The sequence below is a fragment of the Flavobacterium sp. LC2016-12 genome, from assembly GCF_015351595.1.
Taxonomy (GTDB): domain Bacteria; phylum Bacteroidota; class Bacteroidia; order Flavobacteriales; family Flavobacteriaceae; genus Flavobacterium.
The window spans coordinates 66,429-88,205 of record NZ_JADKPT010000018.1 but is presented as its reverse complement, the minus strand read 5'-3'; the positions used below and the strand labels follow the sequence as shown (position 1 = coordinate 88,205).

Sequence of the window (21,777 nt, the reverse complement as noted above, 5' to 3'; positions counted from 1 at the left end):
AAACTATGATTATGAAAAATTATATACTTCTTTGCCTAATAATTGTAAATGTTTTTTCATTTGACAGTTATGCACAGCAATCAAAGATAAATGCTGCTGATAAAAAATACGACAGCTATGCATATGTTGATGCAATAAAGACCTACGAGAAAGTAGCAAGTAAAGGATATAAGTCCGAAGACATGTTTAAGAAACTGGGGAACGCCTACTACTTCAATTCAAATTTTGAAGGAGCAGCAAAATGGTATGGTGAACTATTTGCTATGAACACAGCCGTTGAACCTGAATATTATTACCGATATGCTCAGTCCTTAAAATCTATTGGAGAGGCAGATAAGGCTAATAGACTTTTAGGTGAATTTAACGCCAAAAACAAAACAGATAATAGAGCAAAACTTTACGAGCAAAATGTAAACTATCTTGATCAGATAAAAGCCAATTCCGGACGTTACAATATTGAGAATGCTGGAATCAATTCTAAATATTCTGATTACGGAACTTTTGTCCATGACAACAAAATCTATTTTGCTTCAGCCAGAGATACTGGAAATTTTTCTCAACGTAAACACAAATGGACTGGAGAATATTTTACAAATTTATATGTAGCCGATGTCGACTCTGCAAAAGTAAAAAAATTCAAAACAGATCTAAATACCAAATTCCATGAGGCATCACCGGCTTTTACCAAAGATGGAAAAACGGTTTATTTCACAAGAAACAATTACGCGGACGGAAAAAAAGGAAAAAATGGCGAGAAAATTACTTTAATCAAAATCTATAAAGCCACTCTGGAAAATGAAAAATGGACCAACATTACACCAGTATCTTTTTCCAGCGATAATTACAGCACTGCACACCCGGCACTTAATCCTGATGAAAAAACATTATATTTTGCGTCTGATATGCCTGGAACGTTAGGTCAGTCTGATCTATATAAAGTAAGTATTAACAGTGACGGTAGTTTTGGCAATCCCGAAAACATGGGCAAAACTATAAATACAGAAGGGAAAGAAACATTCCCATATGTAACCGATGAAAACGAAATTTATTTTGCCTCAGACGGACATCCCGGCCTTGGAGGTTTAGATGTATTTGCCGGAAAACTTGGAAGTAACGGAACTGTTAGTGACATTCAAAATCTAGGTGCCGATATTAACTCACCAAAAGATGATTTTGCTTATGTGATTGATCCGGAAACCCGAAAAGGGTACTTCAGTTCTAATAAAGATGGCGGAGAGGGTTCAGATGACATTTACAAATTTCTGGAGACCAAAAAATTAAGATGTATTCAGGAGTTAACCGGTACTATAACCGATGCTAAAACGGGTATTGTTTTGCCAGAATCAAAAGTAAGCTTATATGATAACCAAACTGTGTTGAATACCACAATTGCAGATGTATCAGGAAATTACAGTTTCCCGGTTGACTGTGGAAAAACCTATAATGTGAGAGCCGAAAAAGAAGAATATGAAACTAAAGAAGTTAGTATCACAATAGGAAAAGTTAGTGGAAAAACAAACTTACCCATCGCTTTGGATAAAAGCACCTGTCGTGTAACTATAGGCGATGATTTAGGAACCTGCTTTGGCATAAAAATGATTTATTTTGATTTAGATAAATCAAATATTAGAATAGAAGCGGCCATTGATTTAGAAAAGATACTAGTTGTATTAAATGAAAACCCAGGAATGAAACTTGATATTCGCTCGCATACAGATAGCCGCGCAACATTTAAATACAATGAAGCCTTATCTGACAGAAGAGCAAAATCGACTATTCAATGGTTAATTAAAAATGGTGTAGATAAAGGCCGATTAACCGGTAAAGGATATGGGGAAACGCAACTAGTAAACAAATGTGCTGATAATGTACCATGTACCGAAGCAGAACATCAAGAAAACAGACGAAGCGAATTTATTATTACTGCACTGTAATTAGTTAATTAAGATTTTCATACATTTTAAAAAGCTGTCTTAAAAAAGACAGCTTTTTTTTTGAAAAAAAAAAAAAAAAAAAAACCGCTGCAACCCTTAGAGTCGCAACGATCACTAATAAAAACCAACCAGTTTTAAATTATCTTAAATTTTAACAAAGATGTTAGTGTAATATTTTTTTCCTGTTGCAGGATCTATTGTCACCGCTATACCGAAGTGGGTAAAATTACCTTCGATATTTTCTTTATGACCAGGGCTTTCCAGCCAGGCTCTTAATACAGCCTCAGAAGTTTTATAATTATAAGCAACATTTTCACCAACTTTTGTAGCGCCAAGTACTTCCATTATATTTTCGGAACGAGCAGTAAAATCGTTATGATTTACCGTATTAGTAGCAATCATATAATTATTATGATCCAGGCACTGAGATGAAATATGATTGATTTTTTGCAATGCATTTAAACCAATTGTTGCGCGGTAATTGTTTATCAATTGCATTGTTTCTAACTCTGAATCATTGTAAGTATAATCAGTTATCAGAGTTTTTGTTGGAGTACTACTTTCAGTTCCCTCGGCAGTATCGGCAGAGCATGAGTTCATTGCAATATTTATTGCAATGAACAGCATGGTGTGCATAATTTTCTTCTTCATAGTCATCAGTAGTTTACGCAAGCTTAAAGTAAATGTTGGGGCAAATCCTTTAAATTTTTATATTTAAATTAAATCGTTTTTTCTTACACCAAACGTATTCAATTTACCGTTAAACTACAAATATAATCGACGAACTACATACTATTTTTTTACACTTGAGTAATTTTCTTACAACTAAGACGATAATCGTTCGATTTTCCACGAATAATCAGACTGACTCTGGTATCGAATCCTATCATGTAACCTGTTTGGTCTTCCTTGCCAAAATTCTACTTCTAAAGGAGTTACCAAAAATCCGCCCCAATTTTCAGGTCTCGGAATTGGTTTTCCTTCAAATGCTACTTCTAATTTTTTAAGGTTTTCTTCTAAAAATGTTCTTGATGGAATTACTTCACTCTGATTAGAAACAATCGCGCCTAATTTACTTCCGTCCGGGCGGGAATCAAAATAGCCGTCTGAAATGTTTTCAGAAGTTTTCTGCGCAATTCCTTTAATGATTACCTGACGTTCCATTTCCTGCCAAAAGAAAGACAGACAAACATGTGGATTCGCAGCAATCGCTTTTCCTTTCTCCGAATTATAATTGGTATAAAAGATAAATCCTTCTTCAGAAAATTTCTTCAAAAGAACAACACGAGATTTCGGAAAACCATCTAAACCAATAGTTGAAACCGTCATGGCATTTACTTCTCCGTTTCCACCAAAATCTTCTACTTCGTGAAACCATCGGTTAAAAAGATTTATTGGATCTTCCGGAATATTAGTTTCTAATAATTCGCTTTTTTCGTAAGACTTTCTATAATTGCTTAAATCGTTCATAGTTTTTGTTTTTTTTGTTTCAGGTTTCAGGTTTCAGGTTTCAAAAAAACTTAGAATCTTAGTATCTCAGAATCTTAGAACCTTTTTTAATTAAAACTCAAAAGAAACTCCGTCATCTCCCAAAAGTACATTCGGAAAAATACTTTCAGCTTCTTCTTTAAAACGTTCTATTCCATCGTATCGGGTGGAATAATGGCCTAAAACGAGTTGCCTTGCATTTGCTTTGAGCGCTATTCTCGCAGCTTCTTTTGCAGTTGAATGTAAAGTTTTTTGTGCCAAAGCAGCTTCCGATTCCAAAAACGTTGATTCATGGTATAAAACATCTACATTTTCAATAATCGGTATAATTGCTTCACTGTAAACCGTATCGGAACAAAAGGCATAACTCATTGATGGAATTGGGTCAAAAGATAATTTTGCATTTTCGATTACAGTCCCATCATCTAGTGTAACATCACCGCCGTTTTTTATTTTCTGGTAGTAAGCAACATGAATATCATATTGCTGAACTGCTTCAACATTTAATTTTCTTTCTCCTGGTTTTTCCTGAAATAAAAATCCGTTGGTGTAAACACGATGTTTTAACGGAATCGTTTTTACGATGACTTTCTGATCTTCAAAAATCACTTCGCTTTCCTTCGACTGTAATTCGTGGAAAAACAAATTATAAGTTGTCCAGGATTCTGTTAGTTTTAATTGAAGCAGAATTAGCTCTTTTATTCCTTTTGGTCCGTAAATATGCAAATCAGTACTTCTCCCTAAGAGCGAAAAAGTCGAAATGGTTCCAATTAATCCATACAAGTGATCTCCATGAAGATGAGAAATAAAAATATGATTAATTTTTGAGAATTTAATCTTGTTCTTACGCAATTGCACCTGAGTTCCTTCGCCACAATCAATTAAAAATAATCTGTTCTTAATTTCTAAAACCTGCGAAGTCGGATTAGTTAGCGTTCTGGGAGTTGCGGCATAACAGCCAAGTATCGTGAGCTTCAATTTGGTTTATTCGTTTAATTGTTAATTTGTTTAATCGAACAACTGTTAAATTACAAAATCGATTAAACGGCTCAACAAATTTAGTTTATTCGTTTGTTGATAAGTAGTGAATTGTCTAAAATTTTAAGCTCTGCAAAAAAACGATTAACCAGTTAAACAAATAAACGATTAACCCATTTTTAAAATCCTAGATCACGTTCAATTTCTTCCATTTCGATAATATCGTGCGCTTCTAAAAGAGAAGGAACAACTAATAATTTACCGGAAATTGCATTGAAATCAAGATCAGAAACTACAATTACAAATGATTTCTTAGCTTTTTTGTGTTGTTTAGAAAGTGGCAGAAAAAGTTTCAAATCGCTTTCCGCTAAATTAGTATCAGCTGACAAATCGATTATAATATTTTGTTTTTCAAAGGTTTTAAATTGTTGCGTCACTTTTTCCAAAAAAGAATTAAAATCTCCCTGGGTGTCTTTAATCGTAACGGTATGTCCTTTTTGATCTACTTTCATTTTACTAAGGTACGAAGTTTTTTTTATTGTTGTTTCAGGTTTCAAGTTTCAGGTTTCAAGTTCAAACTCAGCGTTCCAAAACTTGAAACCTGAAACTTGAAACAAAATAAACTAAAATTTACTGTATTTTAGAAGCCAGAAGATAAATAACCGCCATTCTTATCGCCACTCCATTTTCTACCTGATTCAGGATTACGGAATGATCAGAGTCCGCTACTTCAGAAGTAATCTCTACTCCCCTATTGATTGGTCCCGGGTGCATGATGACGATTTCTTTTCCAAGAGAATCTAATAAAGGTTTATCGACTCCGTATTGTTGTGCGTATTCTCTTGTTGATGGGAAAAAGTTTACGTCCATACGTTCGTTTTGTACACGAAGCATATTGGCAACATCGCACCATTCTAAGGCTTTTCGTAAATTCGGCTCGACGGTAATTCCAAGTGATTCAATATATCTTGGAATTAATGTTTTTGGTCCGCACACTTTTACTTCTGCGCCTTGCATTTGCAAAGCATATATGTTTGAGAGCGCTACACGAGAGTGTAGAATATCGCCTACAATAACTACTTTTTTTCCGGCAACATCACCCAGTTTTTCTCTGATTGAATAACTGTCTAACAAAGCCTGCGTTGGATGTTCGTGCGCGCCGTCGCCAGCGTTTACGATACTTGCTTTGACATTTTTAGATAAAAAATAAGCCGCTCCGGGATTGGAGTGGCGCATTACAACCATATCCACTTTCATCGAAAGGATATTGTTTACAGTATCAATAAGTGTTTCTCCTTTTTTAACCGAAGACTGAGCTGCAGAAAAACTAATAACATCTGCCGATAATCTTTTTTGGGCTAACTCAAACGAAAGCTTGGTTCGGGTACTATTTTCGAAGAAAATGTTAGCAATGGTAATATCTCGTAATGAAGGAACTTTTTTAATCGGTCGGTTAATGACTTCTTTAAAATGATCTGCCGTTTCAAAAATTAGGTTAATATCATTCTCGTTGATGTATTTGATTCCTAATAAATGATTTACGCTTAATTCTTTCATTGTGTTTGTTTAAATGTTTTGTTTGTTTAATCGTTTATTTATTAAATCGTTTAATCGCTTGGCTTTTCCGATTAAACAATTAACCGGTTAACCGATTAAACTAATTTGTCACCAGGTAAACTACATCTTCGCCTTCATTTTCTTTCCAGCTAACTTTTACCTTTTCATCATTAATGGCATCTACCTGACGGCCACGATAATCGGGCTGAATGGGTAAATTTCTACTAAAACGTCTGTCGATTAACACTAACAATTCGATTTCTGACGGTCTCCCGAAAGACTGAATTGCGGTTAAGGCAGAACGAATGCTTCGTCCTGTAAACAAAACGTCATCGATAAAAATGACTTTTTTGTCTTCGACTATAAAATTGATTTGTGTTTTATTGGCTTCAAGCGGTTTATCAGTACGGCGAAAGTCATCTCTAAAAAAAGTGATGTCCAGATATCCCAAAGAAATTTCAGGAACCTTATATTCATCTTCTAATATTTGTTTTAAACGTTCAGCTAAAAAAACGCCTCTTGGCTGAATCCCGACCAAAATAGTATCGGAGAAATCAAGATGTTTTTCGATTAACTGACAAGCCAAACGATGGAGTATGATAGTAACTTCTTTTGAATTAAGTAATACTTTTTGGCTCATAATTAAGTGTGATGTTTGGTTGGGCAAATATACGAAATCAGAATTTATTTGTTGGGGTGTTGAGTGGGGAAATATTTTTTTTTGGTTTGGATGGGGAATTTTGGAGTTTAGAAGTGGATATTTTAATATTTTTCTGCAACTAACATTTATGGCAATAAAATCATATTTTAGCAATACCAAAAATTCAACATTTTAATACGATCAATTTCCTCGACTGCAAAGTGTACTCTTAAACTAAATTTTAATTATGATTAAAATTACTAAATTAACTCTTTCCCATTTTTATCAAATATTTATTATTTTAATATTTCTCACTATTGTTTATTTCCACAGAAGCTCTATTTCTTCAGATTACAATAGACAAGTTGACCTCTACACAACCAAGTTAATTAAGAATGAGAATATAATAACAAAACAAATTATGAAACGATTTGCAGAAAATGACAAAAAACACTTCTCTAATAAGGTAGACGCTTTGATTTTATTCTTCTTCTTTTGCATAATATTTACAATAAATTTCCAAAAACAAATTCATAAACAAAAAAACAGCGAGAGGAATTCCATTTCTTAATCATGAAAAAACATTACAAAACAACATGTATTAATTAAAAGCAACAAACAGTTAACAACCTTAATTTCAATATATTATTACTATTTTTATATTTGATAAAACAATAAAAACCAAACATCATGAGAAAAATAATCGTCATAACCATGATTACAATCGATGGCGTAATGCAGGCACCCGGTGGCCCTGAAGAAGATACTTCGGGCGGTTTTGAATATGGAGGCTGGGTGGCGCCTTTTGGAGATGAAGAATATGGCAATGTCATGCAGAAACAAATGAAACCTGCAGATATTCTTTTAGGCAGAAAAACATTTGATATTTTTGAAGACTATTGGCCAAAACATGCAGAAGGCTGGCAGGGAATTAATGACGTTACCAAATACGTTTTATCTTCCACCAGAGAAAACTCTGATTGGGAAAATATCGAATTCCTTTCCACTATAGAAGATATAAAAAAACTGAAAAATTCAGACGGCGGCGACATTAAAGTTTGGGGAAGCGCAACACTTGTACAGCTTTTGCTTCAACATGATTTAGTTGATGAATTTGCACTTTTAATTTATCCTATAATTTTGGGCAAAGGGAAAAAATTGTTTGATGATAGCTCAACTGCGGCAGGATTTACTTTAATTGAAAGTACGGTTACACCAAGTGGCGTTATTGCTGTGAGTTATAAACGCGCTGGAGATATTAAGACTGGAACAATTGGAGAATAAGAAAATAACTAAAATAACAAAACAAACCTTTTCAATTAAAAAATGAAAGAATACAAAATTTCTAAAGGCTGGGCAATTTTTATATATATCATAGGCCCCTTATTCATTGCTCTTTTTACCTGGCTTTTATTTACTCCCCTCATACCGGGATTTAAAAATGATATAAATCCAGATGCATATTGGTTTTTAGCTTTGATGTCATTAGCAATGATTTCATTAATGATTATTGGAATGGTAGATGCCTATAAGGGAAAATTTGTTATTGATAAAAATAAAATATTTACAGTTGGTGTTTTTTCAACAAAAGAATTACTATTTAATGAAATTAAGGGATACAGAATAGCTGATAAATTTATCTTCATTGAATCAAAAAATGAACATAAAAAAACTATTAAAATTAGTACCTATTTTGAAAAAACTGCTGAAGTTAAGGAATGGTTATCAAATAATTTTTCTGATCTTGATATAGTTCAAATTGATCAGGAAAGAAAAGAAATATTAAACAATCAAGAATTTGGAATCACTTCTAAAGAAAGAGAAGTTAAGCTGACTAAAGCTTTTAAAACTGCCAAAATTCTAAATTGGATTGGTGGAATCATTGGTGGCTGGACATTATTTTTTCCAAATCCTTATGAATACGCTATAATTACATCCATAATATTTCCGCTGGCATGTCTTTTAATTCTAAAATATCATCACGGATTAATTAGAATTGATGAACGAAAAGACAGTGCTTATCCTAGTATTTTTTGGGCGATATTTTCGTCTTCAATGGGACTTTGTTTAAGAGGGTTATTAGATTACGAGATTTTTGATTATTCAAATGTCTGGATTCCGTCAATACTTATACTTTTCGTATATCTGGCCATTCTATGCGTTGGAAATAAAGAGTTTAGTCGTAATGATAATAAAATTAATTTTTCTATTATTGGCTTTGCACTTTTTATGTATGGTTACAGTTACAGTACGGTTGTAACTTTAAATTGTATGTATGACAAATCAGAACCAAAAATATATAATGCTACGATTTTAGATAAACATGTTAGTAGTGGCAAAACAAAGACATATTATTTAAAATTAACTCCTTGGGGAAGCTTAAAAGAAATTGAAGATGTTTCTGTATCACAAGATTTATACGACAGACTAAAATATAATGATAAAGTAAACATTTATTTTATGAACGGTCGATTTGAAATCCCATGGTTTGAAATTGTAGAACAATAGTATATCTCCAAATCATAGAACTTTTCAACCAAATTGTGTAAGAACTTTTTTTGCTGATTGAAGTAATTTTATTCTAACGATAATTAGAATACTAAATTCTTTTTAAAAAATTTAAAACAGCAAAATCATGCAAAAGAACATTACACGTTTGTTAATGGTATTCGTAATACTATTTTCATTTACAAGTTGCGAAGTTATAGGAGATATTTTTAAAGCCGGAATGGGATTCGGAATATTTATCGTAATCTTTATTGTTGCGATCATTATTTTCATTTTCGCTAAGCTTTTCAGAAAATAAAAAACATAAAAAAATCCCGATCACAAAATGATCGGGATTTCTTTTTTATAGTCAGTTACAATATTACAAATTGTACATTTTCTTTCTTAATTCCTGAATTTTTTCATCATCAAGATATTCGTCAAACGTCATGTAACGGTCGATTGCTCCGTTTGGCGTTAACTCCACTACTCTATTACCAACAGTTTGTGCAAACTCGTGGTCATGCGTTGTGAAAATTACAGAACCTTTAAAGTTTTTCAATGAGTTATTGAAAGCCGTAATAGACTCCAAATCCAGGTGATTTGTTGGTTCGTCTAACATTAAGATATTAGCGCGCTCCATCATCATTCTCGACAACATACAACGTACTTTTTCCCCTCCTGATAATACACGGCTTGTTTTTAAAGCTTCTTCTCCAGAGAAAATCATTTTCCCTAAGAAACCTCTAATGAAAACCTCATCGCGCTCTTCTTCTGTTTTTGCATATTGACGTAACCAATCTACCAATGTCAAATCATTTTCAAAGAAAGAATGATTTTCAGCTGGCAAATAAGCCTGATTTGTTGTAATTCCCCAATCAAACGTTCCTGCATCGGCTTTTTGTTGATTGTTTAGAATTTCGTAGAAAGCTGTTGTAGCACGTGAATCTTTAGAGAAAAGAACGATTTTGTCGCCTTTTGCCATATTCAAATCTACATCTTTAAACAAAAGATCTCCTTCTACAGAAGCTGCTAAACCTTCAACATTCAAAATCTGGTCTCCTGCTTCACGATCCTGATCGAAAATAATCGCTGGATAACGACGGCTGGAAGGTTTGATTTCAGAAATATTCAATTTAGAAATCATTTTTTTACGAGAAGTTGCTTGTTTAGATTTTGCAACGTTCGCACTAAAACGACGAATAAATTCTTCAAGCTCTTGTTTCTTCTCTTCTGCTTTTTTGTTTTGCTGTGCACGTTGTTTCGCTGCTAATTGGCTAGACTCGTACCAGAAAGTATAGTTTCCTGAATAGTGATTGATTTTTCCAAAATCGATATCAGAAATATGTGTACAAACCGCATCTAAAAAGTGACGGTCGTGAGATACTACAATTACAGTATTTTCATAATTTGCTAAGAAGTTTTCTAACCAGGCGATTGTCTCGAAATCCAAGTCGTTGGTAGGCTCATCCATAATAAGCAAATCCGGGTTTCCAAAAAGTGCCTGCGCCAAAAGCACACGTACTTTAATTTTTCCCTCCAAATCGCCCATTAAAGTATAATGATGTTCTTCGTTGATTCCTAAGTTAGACAACATCGCAGCCGCATCAGAATCAGCATTCCAACCGTTCATTTCTTCAAACTGAACCTGAAGCTCTCCAATTCTGTCAGCGTTTTTATCGTTGTAGTCTAAGTAAAGTTCATCCATTTCTTTTTTAACAGCGTACAAAACTTTATTTCCCATCAAAACGGTTTCCAAAACAGTATGCTCGTCGAACATGTTGTGATTTTGGTTCAAAACCGACATACGTTTTCCCGGTTCTAAATGAATATGGCCAGAAGTTGGGTCGATATCGCCCGAAATGATTTTAAGAAAAGTAGATTTTCCAGCACCATTGGCTCCAATAACGCCGTAAATATTTCCGTGAGTGAAAGTGGTATTTACTTCGTCAAACAAAATTCGTTTGCCAAATTGAACTGATAAATTATTGACTGTTAACATGAATGTCTTTTTAATTAATTTTGTGCAAAAGTACGGAAAAAGGTTCTAAGTTGCAAAGGTGCTAAGGCTCTAAGTTTTTACCATGCAAAGAAAATTTCTCGCAAAGGCGCAAAGCCGCTAAGAAAAGAAAAATTAAAGGTGAAAATCTCAAAAGATAAGTCGGATAAGCCATTCAACACTAAACTTAAAAAACAATCAAAATAAAAACTTGGTGCCTTTGCGTCTTTGCGAGATTAATTCGACTGCAATGCGCTTTCTTTCGCCAAAGCGACTTCTAAGCTCTCGAAATTGGGCAATACTTTTGCTATTAAACCTTCTTTGTTTAGAATGAAATGGGTTGGAAAAGCATTCAAATCCAACGTTTCATTCATATATATTTTCATATCTGGAATTACATCATATGACAATGGTTTTCTGGCTAAAAAGGCTTTTAATTGTTCTGGAGAATCTTCAGCTAAGCTTATAAAAAGAATATCTTTTCTGTCTTTATATTCTTCTGTTAAACGATTTACTTGTGGAAATTCTCTTATACAAGGTGTGCAGTGAATGTACCAGCATTTTATAACAATGATTTTTCCTTTCATGGTTTCGTTTGAAACTTCATTTCCGTTTAAATCTTTAAATGAAAATTTAGGAAAAGCCGTCCCTTCCATTTTATAGTTTTTAAGCGCATCAAAACCAATTTGATTGATGGTTGCTTTTATACTTGAATCGGAATTGGGTTCAATTTGAAATAGTTTGTAATAATAAAATGAATCTTCTGATATTAATCGGATTGGGATAAAATTTCCGTTGGTCAATTCGTTTAAAAAAGTTTCTTTTGAGATTTCTTTTGAAAGCAGATCAAGCGCCACAAAATCTCTCGAAAGCATTATATTTTTACTTTGATATAGTGACCATTCACTGAAGTTTTTTTGAATTTGGATGGGGTCAACTTCTGGATTTCCTAATTTGGTTTGGGCTGAAGAAATGGTGAATATTAGGAGCGCTATTATTAAGCTGATTGATTTTTGCATGAGGTTTTAATCGAATAATTGGGATTCAAAAGTAGTTAAAATATAAAGACTTTATTATTACATTTGAGTTGTCTTCTACTTTTAAAATCTTTTTTGATGAAAAAAATAATTATTTTTCTTTTGATCCTTATTAATTTCACCAGCTTTTCTCAAACCGAAAAACTATACTATTTTGTAGAAAAAGATAGTTTATTTGGAGTAAAAAATCAAAATGGGAAAATCATTATTCCTCCGCAGTCTTCTGTAAACGCAGATTCATCTTTTAATGGACAGGAAATAAAAGATATGGTTTTTTGTATGCGTTTCGCGGAATATTACGACCGAAAAGGTAATTTTTTATTTGACCCTTATTCGACTGGCGAAGGACCTGATTATTTTCAAGAAGGTTTTATTCGGTACAGCGAAAATAAAAAAGTTGGTTTATATAACTATCTAGGTGAAAAAATTATCCCGGCTAAATACGACTGGATGTCGCCAATAGACTTTGGATTTGCTCACTTTTGCAATGGCTGTTATTTTGACCGATCAAAAGATGATGAACATCCCCCTTTGGTTGGAGGAACTTATGGTTTTGTTGGTAAAAATGGAATAGAAATTCAGCCTACAAACAAACGAAATCATCCTAAAGATTTTGAAACCGAAAATCATCAGTTTATACCGTATCAATTTGAATACAGCGAAAAGGAAAAAGAAATTCTTGATTTTTTTGAAAAACGAAAAGAGCAAATCACTCAAATTAATGGCTTCGATTGTGATAATAAAATAATTTATTTTGAAATAACAGAAAAACCAACAGAGTTTGAGCCTTTTTATAAAGTAACAACATTTGAGTTATGTGACTTTTACATTAACAGATCTGATGAAGATTTTGATGATTTTAAAAATTTTAAAGTTTCAGCAGATGTCAAAAATTTCTATGTCACTTATATCGATTTGGTTAAACGTAAAAAGGAATCTGAATATGTTGAACGAAAAATTCTGGTTGATAAATGGATTACAAAGAGCTTAAAAAGTAAAAAATAAATTCTTTTTGTTTTAGAAATGTAGATGCTGATGATTTTTACCGCAAAAAACGCAAAAGATTTAAGCAATGTTCGCAAAGCTTTCTGCGTATTTTGTTTCTCTTAAATGGAACGCAAATGATGCGGATTTTTACAGATTTCATCAAATAAACTTTCTTATGAAAACGAGTGCCCTAGCCCGGATAGAAGCGGTATCCTTTTTCTGGCTCCTTTAGCCAGGAAAAGATACAAGCGGATAGCCGGAAACAGCTCCTGAAAAACACTAAAATCCCAATTTTTCTAACGAATCGCATTTTACATTTTACATCTCACATTAAAAATAAAAAAACCCGGCAATAAATTGCCGGGTCTATAATACGCTCCTCTAAGTGAAAACCAAATAACAAATCACTTAAATTCGTCGCATTTATTTGAAATAAAAACCAGATTAAAAAATAAATAACCAAACTCAATTTTAACCGTCCCAATTTTTTATTTCTAAATTTTCATTCATAATAACTAATTTAAAAAGTTCATTACTTTGAATGATTTTCTATTTCCTGCCTTATCTGTTACCACAACGATGAATAATTGTTTCGTAGTAAAACTTTGATTTTGAAGCAGAACTTCTTTATTGTTTTGAATGTTTTTGTAACTTACCAATGATTGTCCGATAGTATTAAATACATCTACCTGAGCAATTTCTTCTGTTTCATTAGTAACCGATAAAGCATCATTTTTAAAATAAGGGATCGTGCTTCCTTTTGCTTCAATTTTATCCAGAGCCAATGTTTTAGCCGCTGATGCAAAATAGGCTGCGTAAGCATTCGAGAATTCATATCCTGTTCCGCATGAAGCATCCCAGTTAATTGACCACGTCATTACTCCTCTCATGTCTGGGTAAGGACCACCTTTTAAGGTATAGGCTCTTCCAGAGAATGTAGTTCCGTATCTTAAATAATTAAATGCCTGAATTCCTTTTTCCGGAGTTAAATAACCTCCTGCCGGAGCTGCCGGAGCACACGCCGGAATTGCGATTACGATTTTAGAAGCTGGTAATGGAGGGAAATAGAAACCTGTAGAAGCTACATTGAATCCTTTCATCAACATATCTGACATTGAAACTAAAAAGTCTGGTGTTGCTTGTGAATATGCTACATTATCCAGAGCTGTTATAGATCCTGTGTTGTACAGTTGCACCATTAATAGATCCAGTTCGTTACGCAAGTTGTGAATTACCGGTAAGAATGAACCTGCTCCATCAGAATAAACAGAATATCCAACCTGAACGTAGAACGTTTCTGGTGCAGATGTTAAGATAAATCCGCTTCCGTAACTGGCTTTTAATTCTTTAAATGCATCTACAATGTTTTTCAATTTTGGATAAGCCGAAATCGCTAAATAAGAGAAATCTTTTAAAGCTCCTGCTCCAAAATTCATTGATCCGCCTTCGAAGTCAATATCAACTCCATCAAAATTATATTGATCTACAATTGCTTTTAAACCATTCACGAAAGTGTTTTTCTGAGCAACTGTTTGCAATTCTACGTGACCATTCTGTCCTCCGATAGAAACAATAACCGGGATTCCTTTGTCTCTTAAGAATTTAATATCATTCTTTAATAACTGCGGATTGAAAACACCATTTGTCATGTATCTCGGTTCGTTTACAACCAGGATTGGCGTGTAACCGTCTCTGTTTAAAGTTTCGATAAATGAATAAACAACAACATTAAATTTCTTATCTCCCATTTGGTTGAAGTATAAGAATGGCGCACTGGCATTATCCCATCCGTGAGCATAACCCACAATTACTTTTGCCGGTAACGGATTGAAAGAAGAACTAATAATACTTACTGACTGGTTGAATGTTTTTACTCCACCAGAATTATCTGTCGCTGTTACCACAATTGCATACGTTTTGAATGCATTTGGTGTAAAAGTGTAATTATAAGCATTTCCGGTTCCTTTTGTCATTGCAAAAGAAGTTCCGTCAATACTGATTGAAACTGTAGAAATTGTTCCATCAGCATCTGTAACATTTACACTAACCGGTACCGCCTGAAATCCTGAAGCCTGATTAATAGATGTTGCTGCAGGTGCAACCCATGCAATTTCCGGTAATTGATTTGGACAAGAAGTACCTGAACATTGTAAATAAAATGCACGAGTATTCTCTGCAGTAATACTATTTGAAGCTGTTGCAGTTGCTTTTAAAGTATAATTTTTATTGAAATCAGCCGCAACTGGTGTCCAACTTGCTACATATTCTGTTCCTGTAGAAAGTGTCCCCGTAATATTTTGCCCGTTGATATTAAATACAACAGAAGAAATCGTTACGGTTGGATCTGCAAAAGTTAAACTTGCGTTTGCTTTTAACTGAATTGCAGTTCCCGGAGCAATTGCAACCGTTGCTAATGAAGGACTTGTTATAGTAACCTGAGGCGCAACTGAATTTGAATTAAAGTTGTAAACCTGAGGCGTTGTTGGTACAGCAAAATTGGCCAAATTCGTTGGAGAATAAACAACACTGTTATTTTCCCAGGCATTCAATTTTAAACTTGTAATAATTGAATAACCAGATAAAATTGAATTAGCATAGCTGAAATTTCCTGAAGCATCTGTCGTTGCAATATAACTTGCATATCCGTGTGTGCTATCAGTCCATGGTAAAATTAATTCTACTTTAGCGCCTGCAACCGGAGTTGAACCGCTTTTTACAGTTCCGCTGATTAAATTACCGCTGGTAACATTTTGCGTGAAGTTCAATGTTTTATTTGCATTAATTGCAGGATAAACTGTTGAAGCCGGACTAAAACTTAAACCTGTTTTCGCAGCTGTTACTGTATAATCTGAACCTGCAACTAAATTGGCAACACTATAATTCCCTGCAGCATCAGAAGTTGCTGTTAAAGTTGTTGTTCCCGTCACAGCAGAAACGATTACTCCTGAAACTGCTGTAGTTCCGTTTTTAGTTGTTCCGCTAACAGTGTAATAAACCGGATTTACAACTTGCGTAAAATTCAACGTTTTATTAGAGCTGATAGCGCTATAAACGGTTGATGCCGGCGTGAATGTTAACCCTGTTTTTGCAATAGTTACAGTGTAATTTGATCCTGAAACTAAATTAGCCACACTATAATTTCCAGAAGCATCTGAAGTTGCTGTTAAAGTTGTTGTTCCTGTCACAGCAGAAATCGTAGCTCCAGAAACTGGCGTTGCTCCGTTTAATACTGTTCCACTAACTGTATAATAAACCGGGTTAACAATTGATTGAGTAAAATTCAATGTTTTATTAGAACTAATTGCATTATAGACCGTCGAAGCCGGAGTAAATGTCAATCCTGTTTTAGCAATAGTAACAGTATAATTTGATCCCGAAACCAAATTAGCCACACTATAATTTCCAGAAGCATCTGAAATTGCTGTTAATGTTGTCGTTCCTGTCACAGCTGAAATCGTAGCACCTGAAATTGGAGTTGAACCATTAAGAACTGTTCCGCTTACGGTATAATATACTGGCGTAACAACACCTGTATTAAAATCATAAACCGTTGGGTTTGCAGGAACAGGGAAGTTTGCTAAATTGTTTGGTAAATAAACAACCTCTCCATTTTCCCAAGTGTTTAATTTTAAACTTGAAACTGTTGTGTATCCTGCTAAAATAGCATTGTCAAAACTATATTTTCCCTGAGCATCTGTCACGGCTATTTTGCTTACATACGGATGTGTGTTATCTGTCCACGGCAAAATCAACTCAACTTTTGCACCAGATACTACAGCGGTTCCATTTTTAACTGTTCCGCTAATTTTACTGGCACCAACTACAATAACATCCTGAGAAAAATTCAATGTTTTATTGGCTGTTAAATTAGTATAAACTGTTGAAGCCGGTGTATATGTTTGACCTGCTAAAGCAGCCGTTACAGTATAATTTCCGCCTGATGGCAAATTAGCGATTGAATATACTCCGCTTCCGTTTGTAGTTGCTGTGAAAGTTCCTCCTGTTGAAGTTGCCGTAACTGTAACTCCTGAAACTGGCGTTGTATTATTCAAAATAGTTCCGCTTACCGTATAATATACAATTGGGGCACCCTGAACAAAATTCAATGTTTTATTGGCATCGATTGCATTGTAAACCGTAGAAGTTGGCGTATAAGAGAACCCTGTTTTTGCTGCGGTTACAGTAAAACTAAGTCCTGCTGTTAAGCCTGCAATACTGTAAACGCCACTTGCATTTGAAACTGCAGTTAAAACTGTAGCTCCTGAAGTTGCAGAAACTGTAACTCCTGCTACTGGGGTTGCTCCGTCAAGAACAGTTCCGCTAACGGTGTATAAAGGCTGAGTTCCGTTAATTACAACGGCGGTTTGGTTAACCGTAACATTCGTTAAAGTTACTGGTGTAAAAGTATAAGTCGCTTTTAGCGCCGTTAATTTATAAGTCTGTCCAGAAGGTAAATTGTTGAATGTGAAATTTCCTGCTGTAGAAATTACTGTTTGTAATACTGCATTACTTGCATCACGCAATTCTACTGTTACATCTGGTACTAAAGCTGATCCGTTTTTTACTGAACCGGCAATACTTACTGATCCGGCAACGATGCTTCCGAAAGAAGTATCAACCTGGTTTAATAATGCATTCTGGATAGAACCTCTGGTATCCTGAGATAATTCCCAAACCATACCACCGGCAAGATTTCTTGATTTAATATATTGCACTTTTAAATCCATCGACTGTTTATCTTCATAAGAGATAAACTGTTTTAAAGTAGCATTGTATAAATAAGGAACTTTAGTCGTATTATCGAAATATCGTACCCATCCTGCAGCTGCCGCAGTTGGCGTAACTAACATCGTATTTGGGTCTAAATAAGGATGTGAATTGGTTACAGGATTTCCAACTAAATCACAAATCTCAATACTTCCTGATTTTTCACAGGCAGCAGGTCCGTCCCACGTTCCAACAGGATTTTGCGGGTTTGTACACCCTGAGACAATATATCTCGGTGCAGAAACGAATAATCCGGGTAAGTTTGGATTGGTTCCATTATTCGCAACATTGTCGAATTTTTTCCCATAGAAAGGTAATCCCATTATTAGTTTGTTCGCAGGAAAACCAACAACGTTCAAATATTGATTTGTCAATTCATCTAATGATTCAGATTGAGTTGCATTGTATAATGGATCATTTGAATTTCCGCTTGAATATAAAGGAGCATTATAGCAGGTTTTATCAAACCAGTTTCCTCCAAAATCATATCCAAAATAAGTAATATAATCACAATAAGTCGAAATGTCTTCTGTCATTCCGTATTGTGCTCTGGTGTTTGGTCCTAAATATTGTTTAGATACATTTCGAACATTATTTCCGGCTGCGATTGTAACCAATTTATTTGGCATTGCCTGACGCATTGCTTTCAATAAATAAACTAAGTTTTTGTTGTCATCCGGGCTGTACTTTTGTGGAGGCACCGGCGCACCATTAAGAACTTCAGTTCCATCTGTACCTCCGGAAAGTGGATATTCCCAGTCAATGTCGAATCCATCTATAAATGGATACGTTACAATGAAGTTTGCCATGTCTGCAGCTAATGCAGCTCTTGCTACCGGACTTGCAGCAATTGGAGAAAGATCCTGACCTTTAGTCCATCCTCCAACAGAAATTAAGATTTTAAGATGCGGATACTTTTCTTTTAATTTTTTCAAATCATAAAAGTTTCCTTTTACCGGAGCATCCCATGGGATTCCACCTTCCATATGCTCAAAATCAGCATACGAATCTAAACATAATAACTTTGTATTCTCCGGATGGGCAGGATCATAAGTTGTCCCATAAAAAGAATAATTTAAATGCGTCAATTTACTTCCGTCGATCTTCGGAATATTGAAATCCCGGGCATAGATAGACCATTGCGCATAATACCCTACTACCTTTTTTCCGTGAGCTGGTTGAGCTAACGCTAGTAAGGGAAACAGTAACAAAAAAAGCAATCTGTAATAATGTTTCATAATTAATAAATATTGGTTAATAGAAAATAAATATTCCGGTTACCCTATTATACATGCCACAATGCAGCACATAAAAAAACAATAACCGGGGTTTTCAGCCAACTGCAACTTGGAGAGATTGCAGTCAGGTGGAATTAATTCATATTACTTCTATAAATAAATATTACTATTACCGATTCTACCATAATCATTAGCCAATAGTATTGATTGATATTTAGATATAATTTTTTAAAAATTAGTATTAAATACAAGAAGATAAACTTGGGGATTCATCAATCTGAAATTCTATTTTTTGTCATGTTTTGTTTTATTCTCTTATTTGGTTTTAAATGTTATTACTCTTTTTTAATGGTTATTTTAAGATTTTTATTGACCTGTATAATTTGAAAAAATTGAAATTATTCTCATCAGCTTATAAATATCTCTACCAGAAATTCCGGTAGAGATAAATAATTACTAAATAATGCTAACTACAACGTACTAATTCAAACCAAACTTTAAATTAATTTTTTAAGACTTTCATATACTGATAGCTCAACATCTGCGTGATCTTTGCTATTACATTGTTCTATCAAACTTTTCAAATCATCACTTTTTAATGTTGATTTACTATCCAGAACAAGTAATAACTCCTGTGATGCTTCACTTAACTTTTTAGACAAAGGCAAAATTGGCTGTACTAATGGCGCAGTGGAACTCAGCTCAATTAATCCTTTATTCATCGCAATCCATTTATTGAAAAATGCGGCTACGTTTGCTTTATTCTCAGGGGTTTTATTTGCCAAATACTGAGCAACTGCTGCATCAAAAGCCAAAGAGTCTTTAGCATCTGGTGTACAAGCATCTGCAAATAATGTTAAGGGAGAATACATTTGATATTCTGTTCCACCTTTATTACGTTTATATCCTTTTAATGGCTCGCAAACATTTGTAAATTCATCTAGTGCTTTTGTATTTTGATTGTTTGCAACATTTCTTAAGATTACCTCTTTATTTCGAATATGCGTCAATCCTAATTCTTCCAATCGAAACGAAACTACATCAAGACGTTTACGCATATTTTCAACATCTGTAATATTTTCTGCTGACCAAAGTCTTTCTGCAATTGCGGCCGTTCTTGGCCACACTCTCGAATCTATAGTCGTAGCTGAGGCGAGTTCTGTCCACATTGTTGCTTCTCCTCCTAGAATCCTTGCTTTTTCTTCTGTAGATAAATCAGCTCCTTTTGGCATTGGATCATTCAGATAATGACTTTCAACAGGATACATCAAATCAATATAAAATCCATTTGACAATACTGTTTTGTAACCTTTTTTTACTGCATCAACTAATGATTGACCAGCAACAACGCCTTCATTAGGTCCTCTCCATGAATGGATAATAGCTTCTTTTGACATGTTTTTTGTCAAAATTTCTTCCCAACCCATTAACTGTTTTCCATGCTTTTTAAGCATCGGCACTAATTGCATGGTAAAATAAGTTTGCAATTCGTGATTAGTCGTTAGGTTATTTTTCTTTTTGAAAGCTTGAATTTTCGGATTTGCATTCCAGTCTTTCCCTTCGTTTTCATCTCCACCAATATGGAAGTAAGCACCAGGAAACAACGGGCAAACTTCATCAAAAAGTTCACTTAATAATTGATATGTTTTAGGGTTTGAAGGATCTAATGTTGGCGAAAAAATACCAGCATTTCTTTCAACTCCATAGGTCGCAATAGCGGTTCCCTGAATATTTTTTTCTGAAGTTCCACCAGTCAGCGTAATCACTTTGCTACCAATTTCCGGGTAAGCTGTAAGTATTGCCGATCCGTGACCAGGAACATCAATTTCCGGAACAATTAAAATACCACGCTCATCAGCATATTTTACGATATTTTTAATTTCCTCTTGTGTATAATACATTCCATCTGAAGCTAATTCAATCAGTTTCGGATGTTTTTTCATTTCTATTCTCCAACCTTGATCATCAACTAAATGCCAGTGAAAAACATTCATTTTCATTGCGGCCAATCCATCGATATTTCTTTTGATAACATCTACCGGCTGAAAATGTCTCGACGCATCAATCATTAAACCCCTCCACGTAAACCTTGGAAAATCTAAAATTTGTGCGTTTGGAAAATAAAATGAAGCATTATTATTTTGCAACATTTGCAATAACGTCTCAAGACCATGTAAAGCTCCTAAATCGCTTGTTGCATTGATTGTAATTTTATTTTGTTTGATATCCAAATGATAACTTTCGTCTTCATACAATCCAATTTTTCCGCTTTTAGTACAGTTTATCTGAAGTTCTGCTGTTGGAACTTCATTTAACTTTGTAATAAAACCCTGCTCGAAAAAAATACCAGCTCTACCATCTAATCGTCTTAAAAAACGGGTAACGCCTCCAAAAATTCTTGGATTCGGATTACCTGTAACATTTACTTTAAAATTTTTAGTTAAAGTAAAATTACCATCGTTTAAAACAACACTTTGAGGCCACGGCATAAGATTTAGTTGCTCTTTCTGAATTTGAGCACTAGAAGTTAAACCCGCTAATAGTAGGACTAATAAATATTTCATTTTATTGTGTTTGAAAGATGCTATCCGGAGATAACATAATAATAGATAAAAGAAACAAAACTCAGAATGACTTCTATTGAACCTCACTTTCGTTATAAAAT

15 protein-coding genes are annotated in these 21,777 nt (G+C 34.2%); 5 read left to right on the top strand and 10 right to left on the bottom strand.

Features of this window, described 5'->3' with window-relative positions:
* Positions 1–11 precede the first annotated feature (11 nt).
* Complete coding sequence (locus IRZ99_RS20660; RefSeq protein WP_194659268.1) at positions 12–1,934, top strand: OmpA family protein; 1,923 nt, start codon at positions 12–14, stop codon at positions 1,932–1,934.
* Between the two features lie 144 nt (positions 1,935–2,078).
* Here IRZ99_RS20660 and IRZ99_RS20655 read toward each other — a convergent pair whose 3' ends face one another.
* The 6 genes from IRZ99_RS20655 to pyrR all read right to left on the bottom strand — a co-directional run bounded on the left by IRZ99_RS20655 (position 2,079) and on the right by pyrR (position 6,597).
* Positions 2,079–2,585 carry a CAP domain-containing protein gene (locus IRZ99_RS20655; RefSeq protein WP_194659267.1) on the bottom strand — a complete coding sequence of 169 codons (507 nt, stop codon included), beginning with the start codon at positions 2,583–2,585 and terminating at the stop codon, positions 2,079–2,081.
* A gap of 174 nt (positions 2,586–2,759) precedes the next feature.
* Positions 2,760–3,404 (bottom strand): pyridoxamine 5'-phosphate oxidase, encoded by a 645-nt coding sequence (gene pdxH, locus IRZ99_RS20650; RefSeq protein WP_194659266.1) that lies wholly within the window; start codon positions 3,402–3,404, stop codon positions 2,760–2,762.
* A gap of 90 nt (positions 3,405–3,494) precedes the next feature.
* Positions 3,495–4,400, bottom strand: coding sequence for a ribonuclease Z (locus IRZ99_RS20645; RefSeq protein WP_194659265.1), 906 nt, complete (start codon positions 4,398–4,400; stop codon positions 3,495–3,497).
* A 179-nt stretch (positions 4,401–4,579) separates the two neighbouring features.
* Complete coding sequence (locus IRZ99_RS20640; RefSeq protein ID WP_194659264.1) at positions 4,580–4,912, bottom strand: ribonuclease Z; 333 nt, start codon at positions 4,910–4,912, stop codon at positions 4,580–4,582.
* Between the two features lie 118 nt (positions 4,913–5,030).
* On the bottom strand, positions 5,031–5,957 hold the full coding sequence (locus IRZ99_RS20635) for an aspartate carbamoyltransferase catalytic subunit (RefSeq protein ID WP_194659263.1): 927 nt from the start codon (positions 5,955–5,957) through the stop codon (positions 5,031–5,033).
* A gap of 100 nt (positions 5,958–6,057) precedes the next feature.
* The gene (gene pyrR / locus IRZ99_RS20630) at positions 6,058–6,597 is read right to left on the bottom strand and encodes a bifunctional pyr operon transcriptional regulator/uracil phosphoribosyltransferase PyrR (RefSeq protein WP_026984444.1); all 540 of its coding nucleotides are present in this window, start codon (positions 6,595–6,597) and stop codon (positions 6,058–6,060) included.
* Between the two features lie 690 nt (positions 6,598–7,287).
* Between pyrR and IRZ99_RS20625 the strand changes: the two genes are divergently transcribed.
* The 3 genes from IRZ99_RS20625 to IRZ99_RS20615 all read left to right on the top strand — a co-directional run bounded on the left by IRZ99_RS20625 (position 7,288) and on the right by IRZ99_RS20615 (position 9,403).
* Positions 7,288–7,881 (top strand): dihydrofolate reductase family protein, encoded by a 594-nt coding sequence (locus IRZ99_RS20625; RefSeq protein ID WP_194659262.1) that lies wholly within the window; start codon positions 7,288–7,290, stop codon positions 7,879–7,881.
* A gap of 42 nt (positions 7,882–7,923) precedes the next feature.
* Complete coding sequence (locus IRZ99_RS20620) at positions 7,924–9,105, top strand: hypothetical protein (RefSeq protein ID WP_194659261.1); 1,182 nt, start codon at positions 7,924–7,926, stop codon at positions 9,103–9,105.
* 127 nt (positions 9,106–9,232) lie between these two features.
* Positions 9,233–9,403 (top strand): hypothetical protein, encoded by a 171-nt coding sequence (locus tag IRZ99_RS20615; RefSeq protein ID WP_194659260.1) that lies wholly within the window; start codon positions 9,233–9,235, stop codon positions 9,401–9,403.
* 63 nt (positions 9,404–9,466) lie between these two features.
* On the opposite strand, the gene IRZ99_RS20610 is transcribed toward IRZ99_RS20615, so the two are convergent.
* Both IRZ99_RS20610 and IRZ99_RS20605 read right to left on the bottom strand, forming a co-directional pair.
* A complete protein-coding gene (locus tag IRZ99_RS20610; protein WP_072971983.1) occupies positions 9,467–11,086 on the bottom strand; it encodes an ABC-F family ATP-binding cassette domain-containing protein in 1,620 nt (539 codons plus the stop codon).
* A 233-nt stretch (positions 11,087–11,319) separates the two neighbouring features.
* Entirely contained in the window at positions 11,320–12,102 is a 783-nt protein-coding gene (locus IRZ99_RS20605) for a TlpA disulfide reductase family protein (protein ID WP_194659259.1), read from the bottom strand.
* Positions 12,103–12,198: 96 nt separating this feature from the next.
* Between IRZ99_RS20605 and IRZ99_RS20600 the strand changes: the two genes are divergently transcribed.
* Positions 12,199–13,125: a WG repeat-containing protein gene (locus tag IRZ99_RS20600; protein ID WP_194659258.1), complete on the top strand. Its 927-nt coding sequence runs from the start codon at positions 12,199–12,201 to the stop codon at positions 13,123–13,125.
* Between the two features lie 497 nt (positions 13,126–13,622).
* On the opposite strand, the gene IRZ99_RS21250 is transcribed toward IRZ99_RS20600, so the two are convergent.
* Both IRZ99_RS21250 and IRZ99_RS20590 read right to left on the bottom strand, forming a co-directional pair.
* Positions 13,623–19,112, bottom strand: a complete 5,490-nt coding sequence (locus tag IRZ99_RS21250; RefSeq protein ID WP_228519137.1) for a glycosyl hydrolase family 18 protein — start codon at positions 19,110–19,112, stop codon at positions 13,623–13,625.
* 497 nt (positions 19,113–19,609) lie between these two features.
* A complete protein-coding gene (locus tag IRZ99_RS20590) occupies positions 19,610–21,676 on the bottom strand; it encodes a beta-N-acetylhexosaminidase (protein WP_194659257.1) in 2,067 nt (688 codons plus the stop codon).
* Positions 21,677–21,777: the final 101 nt, after the last annotated feature.